Raw genomic sequence first — 15,790 nt, 5'->3', positions numbered from 1 at the left:
CCATATCCTTTTCTTGCATCGTCTCTGTATCCCGGGAAACGATCATCGCAGTCTGTCTGCGAGCCTCATTTGTGTTTCCCTCTCTTAGAGGCTTGGCAATATTTTCAGCCGCTTTTTCTAAACTTCTCTGTCCGATCGCAAGCCAAATCAGCACAGTCTCAGTAAGTACACCAACGACTGGATGGATGCTGTAAGCGACAACAACAGCGGCTGATATGACACCAAGGGTACAAAGGCAGACAATAAAAAGGAGAACTCCCCCTCTGGCTTTTAAAAAAGTGCCTTATTTAATTTCTTTTCTAAAAAAGAAATGAGAGTACCCATTACTACCACCGGGTGCGCTTTTGAATGAGGATCACCCAGGAAACGATCGAGCAGCACCGCTCCGGTCAGTGCCATCAAATGATACATCATCAAGCCATTGTTTCCTTCCTGCGAAAATAGGCAGAAAGCGATTCTGTCACAGCTTCATAAACCCCTCTTCCGATTTGGCGGCCAAGAGGCGTAACCGTTCCCCCATACTCATGCGTCTTTCCCTGCTGGCTTGCCGCCACCACGATACTATCCGTAGACGTGCCTGTCGCAATCGTTTTTGTTCTCTCATCCATTATCCCGAAGTCTGCAAGAGATTTTGCTTTCGCTTCCGTAGCGGTCATTAAAGCCTGAACAAAGGCGGCATCAGGAAGCGTGCCGTCTATAAACACCCACATATTAATTGTGCCCGCTGTTTCTTTAACGGATTGATGAGTATGTGCTCGAGCTGCATCAACGGCATTGGAGGTGCCTGCCGTTACCATGATCAGCAAATCTGCATCCTCAGTAGAAAATCTGCGGAAGGCGGCGTCTTCCAGAACAGCTGCGGTCATCATGCCTACAGTATCTGCATCGTCAATATCTCTTTGTTGTAAGAACTGACGAAACTCTTCTTCCGTATTATCACAATGATAATCATAAGGGACGTGCCGGTTAACAAAATGGCTGGCCCATCCTATTCCTGATCCGATAACTGCTGAAGAACAAGTTTTAAAGGGAAACGGTACACTAAGGTGAATGATTTCCTCAGTTGTCTTCTTTTCAATATTTGTCAGCACGTTCATAGATCTCTCCTCTTTACTAGGAGTAAGTGAAAGAAGGGGGCTGGGAACATCCGGATGTTCCTTTCGTGTAATGGCCGTTTCGTAAACTTCCTCCAGCAGATTTCCTTCCATCACCTTGGCAGGGGGACCGAGAGCCTTTTCTTTCCCTTTATCCATGAGAAGCACTCTGTGACAATACATAGAAGCCATATTTAAATCGTGGAGAACTGCCACTACCGTTAACCCTTTTTCACGTGTCCAGCTTTTCAGCGTGTCGAGCAGGCTCATTTGAAAAGAAACATCCAAATGATTGGTAGGCTCATCAAGCAATAATATGTCTGGTTCCTGGGCCAGCGCTCTGGCAAGCATTACTCTTTGCTTCTCACCGCCGCTTAACTGGCTAACCGACTTCTCCGCAAAGTGAAGGACATTCGTTTCCTGCATTGCCTGGTGGATGACTTCTTCATCAGCTGATGTGGTTAAACCAAGCCACCCCTTTTGATAAGGATATCTCCCAAGCTCCACAACCTGTCTGACACTATAGGAGAAGGCAGTTTCTGCATGCTGGGGGAGTACCGCCATTTTTTTTGCCAGTTCTTTCGAGGAGTAATCCATAATATCCTTGTCACCGAGAAGAACTCTTCCTGAAGAGGAAGGAAGGGCGGCATGAAGGATTTTTAATAACGTGGACTTTCCGCTTCCATTTGGACCTAGTATTCCAAAGATTTCCCCTTTGTTAATGTTAAGGTTAATGTCCTTTACGACATCTTCTTTATTTGTATAACCACCGGAGATATGTTCAATCGTCAGCACGTTTCTGCACCTCCTTTTCTGCTTAAAGCTTTTTGCGTTCTCTCAGGAGAAGCAATCCAAAAACAGGAGCACCAATGATTGCTGTTAATACACCAATAGGGAGTTCCGTCGGGGCAATCAGAGTCCTTGCTGCCATGTCTGTTAATACGAGAAATCCCCCTCCTATCAGTAGCGATAACGGTAAATGATGACGGTGGTCAGCTCCAAACAACAGACGGACCAGGTGAGGTATAACCAGCCCGACAAATCCAATCGTTCCTGAGACCGCTACTGCTGACCCTGTTAACAAGGATGCTCCAAGTAGGATGGAAATCTTTCTTGCTTCTGTATTTACTCCTAACGTTTTAGCTGTCTCTTCACCAAAAACCATTGCATTCAGTTCTCTGCTGTTTGCAAACAAAATAACAGCTCCTGTTATAAAGAAAGGAAGCATAAGGAGGACATGACTCCACCCTCTCATTGATACACTCCCCATCAGCCAGGTAATGATCTGGCGAAGTTCCTCACCTGTTAATGCAATCAAAAGAGACATCAACGATCCTAGAAAGGAACTGAATATAATTCCGGCTAAAATAATAGTTTCTGTAGCTAAATTCTTTTGCACAATCCTGGCAAAAAACAGGACTAGAAAAAGAGTCAAAAATCCGGATACCACACTGACAAAAGGAAGAGTAAAAGCTCCGATCAGCGGGAGAGAAAGCCCAAGAAAAAGAACAATCACGGCACCAAGAGCAGCCCCGGATGATACACCCAGTGTGAATGGATCTGCCAGGGATTTTTTAAAAATCCCTGAAAAGCAGATCCTGCCATGGCTAGAGACGCCCCTACCAAAAGGGCAAGAGTTACGCGAGGAAGACGGATATCCAAAATAATGTTTCGCGTAACGGAATCGATGTCAGCGCCTAGTGGTATCCCGGCACCTTCCTGAAGAAGAACTATCACTGTCGTTGAAAAAGGAATTCCAATACTGCCAATTGAAATACCAATAATAAGGGCTGCAAAAAGGAAGAGAACACTCCCTCCATAAGCAGCCCACTTTTTTTTATTCGTTGTTAAAGACATCAGGATAAACCAGCTCAGCAATTGCTTCAGCACCGTCTACTAAACGAGGTCCTGGTCTTGTAACTTTATCTGCATGTACATCGTAAATTCTTTCATTTTCTACAGCTGGAATGTCACTCCAGCCTGATCGTGAAAGAATTTCTTCTTCAGGATCTTCCACATAAAAACCATAGGTTGTAATGATCACATCGGGATTTAAGGCGATAACATCCTCTTCACTGTACTGAACCCACCCCTCTTCATTTTGGGCAGCATTTTCAGCATTGATCATTTCCAGAATCTCATGTAAAAAGGTGTTTGTACCAGTAGTATAAATTTCTGGAGCCGGCCCCACCTCAAGCCAGACTGTTTGTCTTTCATCCTCGGATATTTCCTGGGCTTGTTCCTGGAGCTCGTTAACACCTTCCTGCATCTCAGCTACAAGCGTTTCAGCCTCCTCATACGTCCCTGTGGCCGCACCGATCATTTCAATTGAATCGTAAGCATCATCAAAGCCAGAAGCTTCATTTACAAATAAAACGGTTATATCTGCCTCCTGCAATTGATTGAAACCTTCCTCACTGAAGTGAGCGGATGACTCATGAGCCAGAACAAGATCAGGCTCTAATGACAAAATGGTTTCCACATCGAATTCCATCCCGCCTACACTCTGAATATCATTCACTTCTTCCGGGTATGTATCGTTGTCAGTAACTCCCACAATGCGATCTCCGGCTCCTAATGCAAAAGCAGTCTCTGTATTGCTCGGAATCAAGCTGACAATTCTTTGAGGCTCTTCCTCAATTGTAACCTCTTCACCAACAGCATCTTCAATCGTCACTGGAAAATCGGCTTCTGCACCGTCTTCTCCGTTGGCATCAGTGTCTTCTTGCGGCTCCTCAGCTGCCTCTTCTTCCATAGATTCTTCAGTCGTATCCTCGGCAGCTTCTTCTCCTGTATCCTCTGTCTCTCCGCATGCTGCTAAACTCATTACTAAAAGTACTGACGTACCCATTACCCATTGTTTTCTCACTCTTTGTCTCTCCTTTTAGTTTCCGTTCTTTCTCTATAATGGTGAAAGGACTCGATACGGCAGCTTTTCCTGTTCTTTGGTCAATAACATCCTATAGATGCAAAAAAAGCTCCCCTTTTTCAAAAAGGAGAGCATACATGTGTATGACCTAAGTCACTGTAAGACAGCCGTAAGGCAGTTACCACGTCTGCTTCCACCTTTTCCTCGAAGGCCTGGCATATATTCATCTAAGGCAGGTCTCCTGACTTCCGCGTTCTGGATCAGCCTGCCTTCCCAACCTGCTTCTAGCAGACAGTGGCTTGATAGGCGTTCCACGCGTATACAGTGGCGGGACCGTGCCGGATTTTCACCGGGCTTCCCTTTTAACATTTCCCTTGATAGGAAATTGACCATAGATGTGAACGGTATTTTGTTTTCTCCATATTCAAAGTATACAGGATATTTTTTGTTTGAAAAGATGCTTTTTCAGCAAATTTTTCATTTTCCCTTTATTTCTCCTTATGGCAAATAAAAATTTGTCGAGGAGATGTGGCGGTTTGGTAAGGTGAAGCATCATAATCCCCAAAGTGAGATTGAATAGTGAAGCCGCTGCTTTCAAGCATACGTTTAAGCTCATCTGAAGAATAAAGCTTCACTCGTTCAAGGTATTCTCTTTTTGACTCATTATCGTGAATTGTAATCGTTTTCGTAACAAACCCCTTGTCAATTTTCCGCTGCTGCCTGATGTGCAGACCGTCCTTATTTGATTCATCCTCTGCTACAAGGTTTTTCGTAACATACTGTGGATTTAAATAGTCAAATAAAAACCAGCCCCCAGGCTTTAATGCTTGATAGGCATTTTTAAAAACAAGCTCATTTTCTTCATCATCCGGAAAATAACCAAAACTTGTAAATAAATTAAATACAGCATCATATTCATTGCTAAATTGAATATTTCTTACATCCGCGCGCATGTATTTAATAGGAAGGTCACTGGTCAAGTCAATTGCTTTTTTCAATAATACAGCTGAGAGATCAACCCCGGTGACGTCAAAATCCCTACGGGCAAGCCAGCGGCAGTGCCGTCCATGACCACAGCACAGATCCAGCACTGTCATCTTTTTTTGAAGAGGAATATAGGACATTAATGCTTCAAGCTCCCGAGCTGCTTTTTGTTCATCCCTGTGATCATAAATTCTCAGGTAGTCTTCCTGAAAACTTTCTTCGTACCATTCTGTCAAAGTGCCCACTCCTTTCTCTGAACTTTTGTGTAGAGCTTGTAAGTGTTCATAGGACAAAGACTGAGAGGGCTTTCAGGCTGTGCTGCCCTCTCCCTTCTTTATTTGCGTGTCAAACTAATTCTCTTTTCAACAGCACTACGAAGACAAATAACTCCGGGGTTTTTAAATGTCTTCTCTTGGTATATGAAAGGTAAAAGTCGTGCCCTCCTCCACTTTACTGTGAGCAGAAATCTGGCCGTTGTGTCCCTCCACAATATTCTTTGCGATAGCAAGGCCAAGGCCCGTTCCTGAGCGGCCCCGGGTTCTGGCTTTATCCGCCTTATAAAAACGTTCGAACACAAAGGGCAGGTCTTCTTCTGGTATACCTGATCCAGTGTCCTCCACATCCACAGTAACTCCGGATCCGTCTGTTTCCACACGAAGTGTCACGGTTCCGCCAGCCTCCGTATGACGAATGGCGTTATGAATTAAGTTCGTCAACACCTGCTCATATCTGTCTGGGTCAACATCCATTACAGCTCTTCGCCGGTAACTTCGGTTTGAAGATTGACTCCCGCTTCTTTAGCCAGGCCGTGAAACTTTCTGGTTATTTTTGCGCTCATTTCATGGATCTGAATCGGTTCTTTATTTAATTGAATATGGCCGGCCTCCATACGGGCAATATCAAGAAGCTCATTGACCAGTCTACCCATTCGGAGAGACTCTTCATATATAATCTGGCCAAGCTCCTTTTTCTCCTCATCCGTAGCTGCAATATCATCAATAATTGCCTCACTATACCCTTGAAGCATCGATATCGGGGTTCTTAGCTCATGGGAGACATTGGCAATAAAGTCTTTTCTCAGCTTATCGTGCTGCTTCTCCTCTGTCATGTCTCTTATCAGCACAACGACCCCTCTCACAAAGGTGCCATCATATAGAGGTGTCATAATAATCGCATAGTGCCGTCCTTGCAAATCAATTTCCGTTACTTGTTCCCGCTCGATCGCCACTACCTGCTGAAAGAGCTTTTTCATATCCTTTGGCAGCTTTTCCAATGTTAATTCTCCACCCATTTCATAATAATAGGCCTGAAGAAAACGATCTGCAGGAGGGTTAGTAATCAAAATGCTTCCTTTGCGGTCAATCGTTACTACCCGTCGGCCATACTGCTTAGGACTCGGGAAAGCTGCTCTTTTTCTTGATTAACCTGGGTTACGCTTCTGTTTAGTTCCCGGCGCATTCGGTTAAAGGCATTAGCAAGCTGCCCGATTTCATCGTTAGTGAGTGTTGGAACCTTTGTGTCAAACTTCCCTTCTGCTACTTCAAGTGTGACCTGCCTCATTTTTCGGAGGGGGGCAGTAATCCGGCTTGAGAGAAAAAATGCAAAAATAGTCGTTAAAATAATAGCAATTCCCGCAGAAAGAAGGATAATCTGCCTTGTCACTCCTGTCGTATCCTCTATTACAGCAAGAGACTGATAAAGAAATAATGCGCCATCGTCCTCTCCCATTTCCAGAGGATACCGACCACAAAGATCTCATTATGGATTTCCTCACCATTTTCATATACCGGAAAATCCCCGTGGGTGACGACACTTTCATTTTCAGTAATGACCCTTGAGAGGATCTCATTTTCTAAGAAAATGTCTGAGGCAGGTAGACATTATAAGGGTCCTCAGCGGTTGAGGACCAGATGTGTTCCGTGCCTTCAAAGATTGTCAGCCTCGTTTCGTATGAGGCGGCGATCCCTTCGATTGTTTCAAGTGCTTCTATGTCGTCATCATACTCCTCCATTAAAGAAGCGATTACATTCGCATGATTTGTCAGCTGCTCTTCCGCCTCATTTATATGGAACCCTTCAAAAAACTGCAGGAGAAGAACTGTCAGGAGAAGCAGGACGACTGATACAAGTAAAAGAATGGTAAGCCAAAGCTTACCAACAACGCTTCTCCACAGCATTATTCGTTCACAGCCTCAAATTTGTAACCTACTCCCCATACGGTAGAAATCATATTTGCAGCATTTTCTGACACGCGGCTTAGTTTTTCACGGAGCCTTTTTATATGAGTATCTACTGTTCTCAAGTCGCCGAAAAAGTCATAGTTCCATACATCTTTTAACAGCTGCTCTCGTGAAAAGACTTTATCTGGCGACTGAGCAAGGTAGTAAAGAAGTTCATACTCTTTTGGAGTCAGGTTTATCACTTCACCTTCAACCGATACTCTATGGGCATCATTATCAATGGTTAAATAAGGAAAGACCAATACATCCTTTGTTTGCGTTTCTGTTTGCAGGAACTTTGTTGTGGAAGAGCGTCTAAGCAGAGCTTTTACCCTTAACACGACTTCACGGGGGCTAAATGGCTTCACAATATAATCATCCGTTCCGACTTCAAACCCTTGCACCCTGTTTGCTTCCTCTCCTTTAGCTGTGAGCATGATCACTGGTGTCGCTTTTGTTTTTCGAAGCTCCTGGCACACTTCTACTCCATCCATGCCAGGCATCATAATATCCAGTAAGATAAGATCGTATTCTTCGTTTAATGCTAACTCTAACGCCTGTTCCCCATGATCGGCTTCCTCAACTTCATAATTTTCTCTTTCTAAATACATTTTCAGCAGACGGCGGATACGATCCTCATCGTCGACTACCAATATTCTTGCTTCCTTACTCATATCGCTTGCCTCCTAATCCTCTTCCTAAGCTGTTAGTCTTCATGACTCGTCACCTAATGAACATATGAATCCATACCATTCGCACCGTATAAAATGACTGGAGTCATTTTATATCTTCCATGATCATTCTAACATGATAAGGAAAAGAGCATAAATTAAATGCACTCTTCGCACCTTCCGCTTTCTATACGTTACGTACACAGCATTTCTTGCCCTCTTTTAAAAAATCCTCGTAAAACGGGAGGAAAATATTATTAAGCGTACGAGTGCAGCCCTGCTATGACAAGATTTACAAAGATTAAGTTAAACATAATAATAGCAAACCCAATCACACATAGCCAGGCAGACCGTTCACCGTGCCATCCCCTTGAAAGACGCAGGTGGAGATAGGCTGCATAAAACAGGAACGTAATGAGCGCCCATACCTCTTTTGGATCCCAGCCCCAAAATCTCGTCCAGGCAATCTGAGCCATATCATGGCAAAGATCAATCCGCCGAGTGTAAAGACAGGAAAGCCGATGGCAATGGCCCGGTAGCTGACTTCATCGACCATCTGGGGATTAACTCCTTTTAAAATGGGCTGTATAGCTCCACCAATCCGTTTTCTAAACCCTAACCGTAATCCCCCGTAAAGGATAAGACCCGAAGCTAGAGCCCAAACAACAGTATTTAAGTCGTCACTCCGAAGCCATTCCGGCATAAAAACTAAGGGATTCATTCGGTCTTCGCTGATCAGCTCGCCTTCATTGGGTCCGATCAATGCAGGAAGCTCATACGTAATTTCGGCCTCTGCTCCCTGCTCATTTACGTACTGAAATGTCGCCTCATAGTCCATAAGGTTAAAGACATTGGTAATGATGACAAAACCGAGCACACTGATTAATGAATACATAATCAGTTCAAGAGAAAAAGTCTTCTTGTTACGCTGGGTAAAGTCAAGCGTACGAACAAGGTATACAAGGCCTGCTGCAAAACCTATCGCAAGGATCCCCTGCCAATGGCAGTCGTAATGACGTGAATATGAAGCCAGTAGGACTGCAATGCTGGTATTAATGGATCCACTTCTCTTGGGAAAATGGAAGCATATGCAATAATCAGCATCACAATCGGCATCGTAAACAAGCCGAGGACATCGTACTTATAAATAGCATAGAGAATGATAAAAGCAAGCCCCATGCAGATCCCTAAAAAGGTTGTATATTCAAACATGTTACTTACAGGAGGATGCCCGGCTACTGCCCAGCGGGTAAAGAAATAGCCTAAGGCAAAAATCAAACCAATAATAGAAGCAATAAAACCTAATCGCCCCCAGCGGTTTCCAGACATTTCCCCTTCCTTGTTACGCCATTTTTTACCTGTCACAGAGACAGCAAAAAATATTGTAGCAGCAAGGTAGCAAAAAAAGGCGACTAATAATAAATTTCCACTAAGTGCGGCCATTGCCCTCACTCCTTCGTACTTTCAATTTTCTCATCCAGCTCTTTTTCTTCTTTTTCAGCCGTTTGATCGGCAGGCATTTCTATGTCTGTCTCATCAGTTACAGACTGTATATCTCGCTTTAGAGTCTGATAGTTTTTATTCGTGTGGCCGGCTACCATTACTTCGCTTCCGTTGTATTGAAGCCAGATTCTCCGGTGAGACCAGTAGGAGCCTTGAACGAGACCGATCATAAAGATGATGCCTCCGACAATGATATAAGGAAGGGTCAAGTCTTTGCGAACAGTCAAGGCCGTCACATTGTTGGTTTCGACTCCTGCAAAGCTCATTTCATACTGATTTTCTCCGAACACATCCATATTCTGCTGTATCGCGACAAAGGCGTATTCTCCTTCGTCATCTACGTCAGGACCATGCATTTGGAAAATGAATGCCGGGTTATCAGGAATCCTGGATTCAGTAGAAGGAATACCGTCATCATCAAAGAAAAAGTTTGGAAAATAATCAGAAATGACAACACTGTAACCGTCACCGAGATCATATGAATCTTCAGGGTTATAAAGGTCGATGTCAATCTGCCGAGGGCCTCTCCTGTTTCCCGGTTCTCCATCGTAAAGCTCATCATGCTGAATTCATTGAGCTTATAATCGGTCTGGTATAAGGAAAAGTTATCTACATTCATCGGTTCATTTACACGGATCTCCTGGCGTGCGATTTCCGTTAAATCACTTTCCGCACCAACGGTTCCCCCTGCTTCCCTTTCATAGAGAACAGCATTGGTCTGAAATGTTTCAACGACTGGGCCTCCGGCTCTTTCAATAGCAGCTCCAAACGTTTCATCATCCTCATCATACAGCTCAACAAAAAACTCTTCATTTTCAAGGTAATACTGACCGCCTGTGCCTGGAATAACCTGTGTTTCCCCTTCACGCACCCACACATGTTCGTCCACATACATGCCGGGGAAGAAGCGGAGCATGGCACCGATAAGAAAAATGATAAGTCCGAGATGGTTCACATATGGTCCCCACCTTGAAAATCTACCTTTTTCCGCTAACAAGTTTCCATTTTCTTCACTGATTTTGTACTTCTTCTTCTCGAGAATGTCTTTAGCCTTAGCAAAAGCTTCTTCCTTATCAGATACCTTGTTTTTCCCATATACTCTTTGTCTTTTTAGAAAACCTTCGTGACGAGTGACTCTTTGGGTTTTTAAAGCTCTGTGCAAGGGTACTACTCTATCAATACTTGCAATAAGAAGCGAGATTCCAAGACCCGCAACTAACGCCATGTACCACCACGAACCGTACATGTTATGGAGCCCCAGTTCATAATAAACCTGGCCGGCTATTCCGTACTCATCCCTGTAATAAATAGATGGATCCTCTCCAGGAGGAATGTACATTTCCTGAGGGAAAATGGTTCCCAGAATTGAAGCGAGCAGAGTTAAAACAATCAGCCAAATACCTACCTTTACCGACGAAAAGAAATTCCATACTTTATCGACTATCGTTTTGTTATAGGTTTGTGACCTTCGTGCTACTCCTTCATAACGCATATTAATAACTTCTTTGTTTTCAGCTGCTTCCTCCAAAGGCTTTCCGCAGGATTCGCACAGCTGAGTGCCATATGGGTTCACATGACCACAGTTATCGCATTTCACCTTGTTGCTCATTTGAACACCTCGTAACTACTGTTCAGGCTTAATCTTTTCCATAAATTCTGCTACCATATCTTCTGTCATCTGTCCCACATGCTTGCCCACCACTGTTCCATTTTCATCTATGAGCAGCGTTGAAGGCAAAGGCCGATTCCATAGGCATCTACAATATTATTTCCTTTATCAAGTAAGATTGGAAAGGTAAGGTTATGGCGGGATACAAAACGCTGAACCACCAGCTCAGATTCATTTACGTTAACAGCAAGTATTTCTACACCTTGATCCTTAAAGACTTGATACTGGTTTTCCATATAGGGCATTTCTCGTTCACATGGAGGACAAAAGGTTCCCCAAAAGTTAAGAAAAACCCCCTGGCCTTCATAATCTGCAAGCTCTACCCTCTCTCCTTCCAGGTTTTGAAGGACGAAATTAATGGCTTGATCCCCTTCAGCTACTACCTCCTGCTCAGAGAAAAAGTTCATGTAAAACGTATACAACAGAGCTGCCGCTATGGCTGATAACACAGTACTTCTAACGATAAGCCTGCGTTTTTTATTCATTTTTCCTTCCTCCTGCCACCTCAAAAAATAAAGAAAATAAGTGATCAATCGACATCTTTTCTCACGCCAATATTATTATAACGTTACTTGTCTGTTTATGGGTGACTGCCTTTTGAAACTTATGTGACAGCAAGCTCCCTAAGCTTTTTAACTTCTATTGGCTTAAGTGCCCTTGCTTCCCCGGGTTCCATACCTTCCAAAGTCAGGAAGCCGTATTTCTCCCTTTTCAGCTTCAAAACAGGGTGACCTATCGCTTCAAACATCCTTCTCACTTGCCTGTTTTACCCTCATGTATTGTTATTTCAATAATAGAAGTGTTTCTCTTTTTATTCCCTGATTGAAATTTGACCTTAGCAGGTGCCGTTTTCCCGTCTTCCAACTGAATGCCTCTGGCTAATTGTGTCAAAGCATCTTTACTTGGTTTTCCTTCCACTTTTACAATATAAGTTTTATTGACCTTGTTCTTTGGATGAGTTAATAAATTTGCAAACTCTCCATCGTTCGTAAGAAGGAGCAGACCAGAAGTATCATAGTCGAGACGGCCGACCGGGAATATTCTTTGTTCTACCTCAGGCAAGAAATCAGTAACGACTTTGCGGCCTTTGTCGTCATTTACCGCTGATATCACTTGCTTGGGTTTATAGAGAACGTAATAGACAGGTTCTTCTTTATCGATAGGTATACCGTCAACCCTTACTTCATCTTTATTTGGCGTAACTTTTGTTCCAAGTTCTGTAACCTTCTTTCCATTTACTTCAACTCTTCCTTCTTTAATGAGGTCCTCTGCTTTTCTTCTCGATGTGACCCCAGCATTCGCGATTACTTTTTGTAAACGTTCCATGGCTTTCACCTCATTCATCATCATACCTACATCCTAATCAATTCTCAAGTTCTCAACGATTAGAGCAAACTGCCTATCACAGCATACCATGTTTTTCCCGGCCAAACATAAAAAAAGCTTGGCAGACGCCAAGTCAGAGTAATTCTCTATTTATTGTTTTTAGTAAAGAGAAAAATCAGGAAAAAACGAGGAGGACAATGACAATGGCAGCAATGATTCCCGCCAGATCTGCAAGCAGGCCAACTTTTAAGGCATCGCCCATTTTCTTAATTCCCACTGCTCCGAAATATACAGTCAGAACGTACAGGGTGGTATCTGTGCTCCCCTGCATGGTTGAAGCAAGACGTCCGATCAATGAATCTGGCCCGTAGGTGGCAATCAAATCACTGGTCATTCCTAACGCTCCTGTGCCTGAAATAGGCCTGATCAGGCAAGGGGGACAATTTCTGCAGGAACACCGAAAACGCCAAGAATAGGCTGTATCCAGGAAATAAGCAAATCCATTGCACCTGAAGCCTGAATACTGAAATGGCAACCAGCATGCCAACAAGATAGGGAATAATGGAGACCGCCAGTCCAAATCCTTCCTTAGCCCCTTCCACAAACGTTTCATAAGTAGGCACTCTTTTCATCGTACCTAAAAAAAGAATACCTCCTATGATAATCGGGATAATCCATGTGGAAATTAAGGTGACCCATTCCATATTACCTTCTCCTTTTCACTAGCCGGCGGTGGTAAAAGTAACGGTCAATTAATAAAGCGGCGGCCGTGGAACACGCCGTAGCAATAATAGTGGTCCCTACGATTTCTGTGGGGTTGGCTGACTCGTAATTCATTCGAATGGAAATGACAGTGGTGGGAATAAGGGTAAGGCTCGCAGTATTTAGGGCCATAAGTGTAATCATCGAACGGCTCGCTTCATCCCTCCCGTTATTGAGGCGCTTTAGCTCTTCCATTGCTTTAATCCCCATAGGAGTCGCCGCATTACCAAGCCCAAATAAATTAGCAGTCATGTTTGAAATAATATAACCCATGGCCGGATCATTCTTGGGTACCTCTGGAAAAAGCCTGCTGACAACAGGGGAAAGCATCCTGCCAAGTAAATTAAGCAGGCCGCTTTTCTGGGCTATTTTCATCAGCCCAAGCCAGAAAGCCAGAATACTGATTAAACCGATACATAGCACCACTGCTTCTTCAGCACCCTTAAATACAGCTTGATTGACCTCTTCCATTTTCCCGGTAGCAGCCGCAACAATGAAACCAATGATCAGCATGGAAGCCCAGATGATGTTTATCATTATGACTCACTCCGATAAGGCCCTGTACAGACCCCTCAATTTCGCCCAGAATCCTTCCTCTTTATCAGATGATGTATCTCTTTTAAAGTATAAGGCAATCGCATGAAAAGGCTCTCCATTCAAGGAGTACTCAAGCTTTCCCACTGGCTGGGGAGGAATGTATGAATCTGCTCTCTCTTCTGATGGGGTTCATACAATACAATTTGTTGTTTTACGTTCCTTTTCTCCTCCTCTGTCAGGGGGTAGCGATACGTATAAGGGATGAGCACTTTTTTTTCGTAAAAAGGATCATCTGTTTCCTTTAGCAGCCCTTCTTTCGCAAGAACTTCCATATCGTAATTTTCAAAAGTCCATTCATACATCTTTATATGGTCATTCCAATCAGAAGGAGCATTAATTGTTACTGCGATGAGAGACATGTCGTCTTTTTCAGCTGTGGTGACAAGTGTTCTTCCCGCTCGTTTTGTATAACCTGTTTTCCCTCCGGTACAATACTCATACAGCTGTGTTAGAAGGCGATTTTTATTGCTCCATACCCTGTCCCAATCTTCCCCTTCCTGGGAAGCACGGTACGTTTTGGTTCCTGCCACTTCCTGGTACTTTTCATTCTTCATGGCGTACTTTGTAAGCAGAGCCATATCATAAGCCGTTGAATAATGCTCTTCATGATCATCCAGCCCATGGGGATTAGCAAAGCGGGTATTTGTCATTCCTATTTCCTGTGCTTTCTCATTCATTAAAAAACAAAGCCATCAAGGCTCCCGCCTACATGCTCGGCTATGGCTACCGCTGAATCATTTCCAGAACGAAGCATCAGTCCAAATACCAGATCTTCTAGTTTAATGTTCTCTCCTGGCTTTAAGTACAGGGACGATCCTTCCGTATAAGCTGCATTTCCGCTTACCTTCACTGTTTCATCCAACTTCCCTGATTCAATCGCTATAATTGCCGTCATAATTTTTGTAATGCTCGCAATACGCATCTGTTGATCTTTATTTTTTTCATACAACACCCGTCCTGATTCAGCTTCCATCAAAACAGCTCCCTTTCCCGACACTTCAAATGGGCAGCCTCAGCAGCAGAAGGAAATAATTGAAAAAGAATGAAAAAAACAAGCAGTGATCCATATAATTTTCGTTTCATCTCCACCCCAGCTTCCTTCCTGTTTCTATTTCTCCTTGAGGAGAACAATGATACAAGCTCAGCTTGTTTGTACATTCTATGTATTAAGCCGTTGTTTATGAATGCCTCATAAAAAAAGAGGGGAAGGACCACAATACAAAGAAAAGGGGGTGCAGGAAATAACTGAGACGTTTCTTTCAGAAATGCTTACTGTTCTCTTGCGGATCATAACTATTTTTCCTCTTTTACTTGTTATTACCTTGTACATGGGCAAACGTTCCATAGGCGAAATGCCTGTATTTGATTTTCTTATAATTATTACCCTCGCTTCTGTAACCGGAGCTGACATTGCTGATCCTTCTGTTTCCCATGCTCATACAGCATGGGCTATCGTGATTATCGGGCTGTTTCAAAGGTTCGTCTCACGATTGTCCATACGCTGGAGAGCATTGGGACAAAAGATCACCTTCGAGCCTACGATGGTCATCGCCAATGGGAAATTCCTTCCGGAAAACATGAAGAAGATCCGTTATTCTATTGATAATGTCCTGGGGATGTTAAGAGAGAAAGGAAATTTCCATATAGGACAAGTTAAGCAAGCCATCATTGAAAGCAACGGCCAATTAAGTGTACTTTCTGCAAATAGTGCGGGAGAGGATAAAGATAAAGGTGAGGAGCTGTCTTTTCCTCTTATTCTAGACGGAGTGATAGATCAAAAAACCCTGAAAGAATGCGGCATTACTACTGACTGGCTTGCCACTGTTCTTCGTAAAAAAGGAATCTACCGAACAGAAGATGTCTTCTTTGCAGCTGTCGATCAGCAAAAAAAGCTTTACGTTACGAGACAGAAGGAAAAAGAGCCTGAAACTTCTCCCCGCCACTAAAAAACACCTGGTGGAACTCACCAGGTGTTTTTACGTTTGTGACAATATGGGACGAAGAGTGTTCAATACTTTTTCAAGGTCTTTTGCCGACTTGTTATACATTGCTTTTGCCTGTTGATCATCCGTTGCCAGAGCATACCCCTCCAGATCC

General features: G+C 43.5%; 10 protein-coding genes, 8 pseudogenes and 1 riboswitch. Of the genes and pseudogenes, 1 reads left to right on the top strand and 17 read right to left on the bottom strand.

The features are described from left to right. Position 1: 1 nt before the first annotated feature. From JCM19033_RS26490 to JCM19033_RS28435, 16 genes and pseudogenes are all read right to left on the bottom strand, one after another. Positions 2-217, bottom strand: a pseudogene (locus JCM19033_RS26490) (cobalamin biosynthesis protein); the annotation flags it as partial. A 53-nt stretch (positions 218-270) separates the two neighbouring features. Further along, complete coding sequence (locus JCM19033_RS26485; protein WP_269758366.1) at positions 271-414, bottom strand: cobalamin biosynthesis protein; 144 nt, start codon at positions 412-414, stop codon at positions 271-273. After that, positions 414-1,889: a heme ABC transporter ATP-binding protein gene (locus JCM19033_RS18225; RefSeq protein ID WP_054637372.1), complete on the bottom strand. Its 1,476-nt coding sequence runs from the start codon at positions 1,887-1,889 to the stop codon at positions 414-416. Before JCM19033_RS18225 ends, JCM19033_RS26485 begins: the two co-directional genes overlap by 1 nt. Positions 1,890-1,911: 22 nt before the next feature. Further along, positions 1,912-2,951 (bottom strand): annotated as a pseudogene (locus JCM19033_RS18220) (FecCD family ABC transporter permease). Beyond that, the gene (locus JCM19033_RS18215; RefSeq protein WP_054637406.1) at positions 2,932-3,945 is read right to left on the bottom strand and encodes an ABC transporter substrate-binding protein; all 1,014 of its coding nucleotides are present in this window, start codon (positions 3,943-3,945) and stop codon (positions 2,932-2,934) included. The pseudogene JCM19033_RS18220 and the gene JCM19033_RS18215 overlap by 20 nt, the downstream one beginning before the upstream one ends. A 231-nt stretch (positions 3,946-4,176) precedes the next feature. Further along, positions 4,177-4,372, bottom strand: a riboswitch (cobalamin riboswitch). 79 nt (positions 4,373-4,451) lie between these two features. Next, entirely contained in the window at positions 4,452-5,183 is a 732-nt protein-coding gene (locus JCM19033_RS18205; RefSeq protein WP_054637370.1) for a bifunctional 2-polyprenyl-6-hydroxyphenol methylase/3-demethylubiquinol 3-O-methyltransferase UbiG, read from the bottom strand. Between the two features lie 162 nt (positions 5,184-5,345). Continuing rightward, positions 5,346-7,123 (bottom strand): annotated as a pseudogene (locus JCM19033_RS18200) (ATP-binding protein). After that, positions 7,123-7,839 carry a response regulator transcription factor gene (locus JCM19033_RS18195; protein WP_054637369.1) on the bottom strand — a complete coding sequence of 239 codons (717 nt, stop codon included), beginning with the start codon at positions 7,837-7,839 and terminating at the stop codon, positions 7,123-7,125. The pseudogene JCM19033_RS18200 and the gene JCM19033_RS18195 overlap by 1 nt, the downstream one beginning before the upstream one ends. 254 nt (positions 7,840-8,093) lie before the next feature. Further along, positions 8,094-9,279, bottom strand: a pseudogene (ccsB, locus tag JCM19033_RS18190) (c-type cytochrome biogenesis protein CcsB). Between the two features lie 5 nt (positions 9,280-9,284). Continuing rightward, positions 9,285-10,948: pseudogene (locus JCM19033_RS18185) on the bottom strand (cytochrome c biogenesis protein ResB). 15 nt (positions 10,949-10,963) lie between these two features. Next, positions 10,964-11,493: pseudogene (gene resA, locus JCM19033_RS18180) on the bottom strand (thiol-disulfide oxidoreductase ResA). A 119-nt stretch (positions 11,494-11,612) separates the two neighbouring features. Next, positions 11,613-12,334 (bottom strand): annotated as a pseudogene (locus tag JCM19033_RS18175) (pseudouridine synthase). A gap of 175 nt (positions 12,335-12,509) precedes the next feature. Continuing rightward, positions 12,510-13,038: pseudogene (locus JCM19033_RS18170) on the bottom strand (spore maturation protein). A gap of 1 nt (position 13,039) precedes the next feature. After that, the gene (locus JCM19033_RS18165; RefSeq protein WP_054637368.1) at positions 13,040-13,633 is read right to left on the bottom strand and encodes a nucleoside recognition domain-containing protein; all 594 of its coding nucleotides are present in this window, start codon (positions 13,631-13,633) and stop codon (positions 13,040-13,042) included. Positions 13,634-13,752: 119 nt separating this feature from the next. After that, a complete protein-coding gene (locus tag JCM19033_RS28440) occupies positions 13,753-14,370 on the bottom strand; it encodes a D-alanyl-D-alanine carboxypeptidase family protein (RefSeq protein WP_054637367.1) in 618 nt (205 codons plus the stop codon). Beyond that, positions 14,370-14,666 (bottom strand): D-alanyl-D-alanine carboxypeptidase family protein, encoded by a 297-nt coding sequence (locus tag JCM19033_RS28435; protein ID WP_054637366.1) that lies wholly within the window; start codon positions 14,664-14,666, stop codon positions 14,370-14,372. The genes JCM19033_RS28440 and JCM19033_RS28435 overlap by 1 nt, the downstream gene beginning before the upstream one ends. Before the next feature lie 259 nt (positions 14,667-14,925). Here JCM19033_RS28435 and JCM19033_RS18145 point away from each other — a divergent pair, with 259 nt between their 5' ends. Next, positions 14,926-15,639: a DUF421 domain-containing protein gene (locus JCM19033_RS18145; protein ID WP_306301388.1), complete on the top strand. Its 714-nt coding sequence runs from the start codon at positions 14,926-14,928 to the stop codon at positions 15,637-15,639. 30 nt (positions 15,640-15,669) lie between these two features. Here JCM19033_RS18145 and JCM19033_RS28430 read toward each other — a convergent pair whose 3' ends face one another. Beyond that, entirely contained in the window at positions 15,670-15,786 is a 117-nt protein-coding gene (locus tag JCM19033_RS28430; protein WP_374701266.1) for a DUF1657 domain-containing protein, read from the bottom strand. Positions 15,787-15,790 lie beyond the last annotated feature (4 nt).

Source organism: Thalassobacillus sp. C254, from assembly GCF_001310615.1.
The sequence above is the reverse complement of the archived record's forward strand: the minus strand, read 5'-3'. Positions and strand labels throughout refer to the sequence as shown.

Excerpts from the sequence above, each read along its gene's own strand:
- JCM19033_RS18195 (WP_054637369.1), bottom strand. The coding sequence starts at position 7,839 with ATGAGTAAGGAAGCAAGAATATTGGTAGTCGACGATGAGGATCGTATC.
- JCM19033_RS26485 (WP_269758366.1), bottom strand. The coding sequence starts at position 414 with ATGATGTATCATTTGATGGCACTGACCGGAGCGGTGCTGCTCGATCGT.
- JCM19033_RS18215 (WP_054637406.1), bottom strand. The coding sequence starts at position 3,945 with ATGGGTACGTCAGTACTTTTAGTAATGAGTTTAGCAGCATGCGGAGAG.
- JCM19033_RS18165 (WP_054637368.1), bottom strand. The coding sequence starts at position 13,633 with ATGATAAACATCATCTGGGCTTCCATGCTGATCATTGGTTTCATTGTT.
- JCM19033_RS28435 (WP_054637366.1), bottom strand. The coding sequence starts at position 14,666 with ATGGAAGCTGAATCAGGACGGGTGTTGTATGAAAAAAATAAAGATCAA.
- JCM19033_RS28440 (WP_054637367.1), bottom strand. The coding sequence starts at position 14,370 with ATGAATGAGAAAGCACAGGAAATAGGAATGACAAATACCCGCTTTGCT.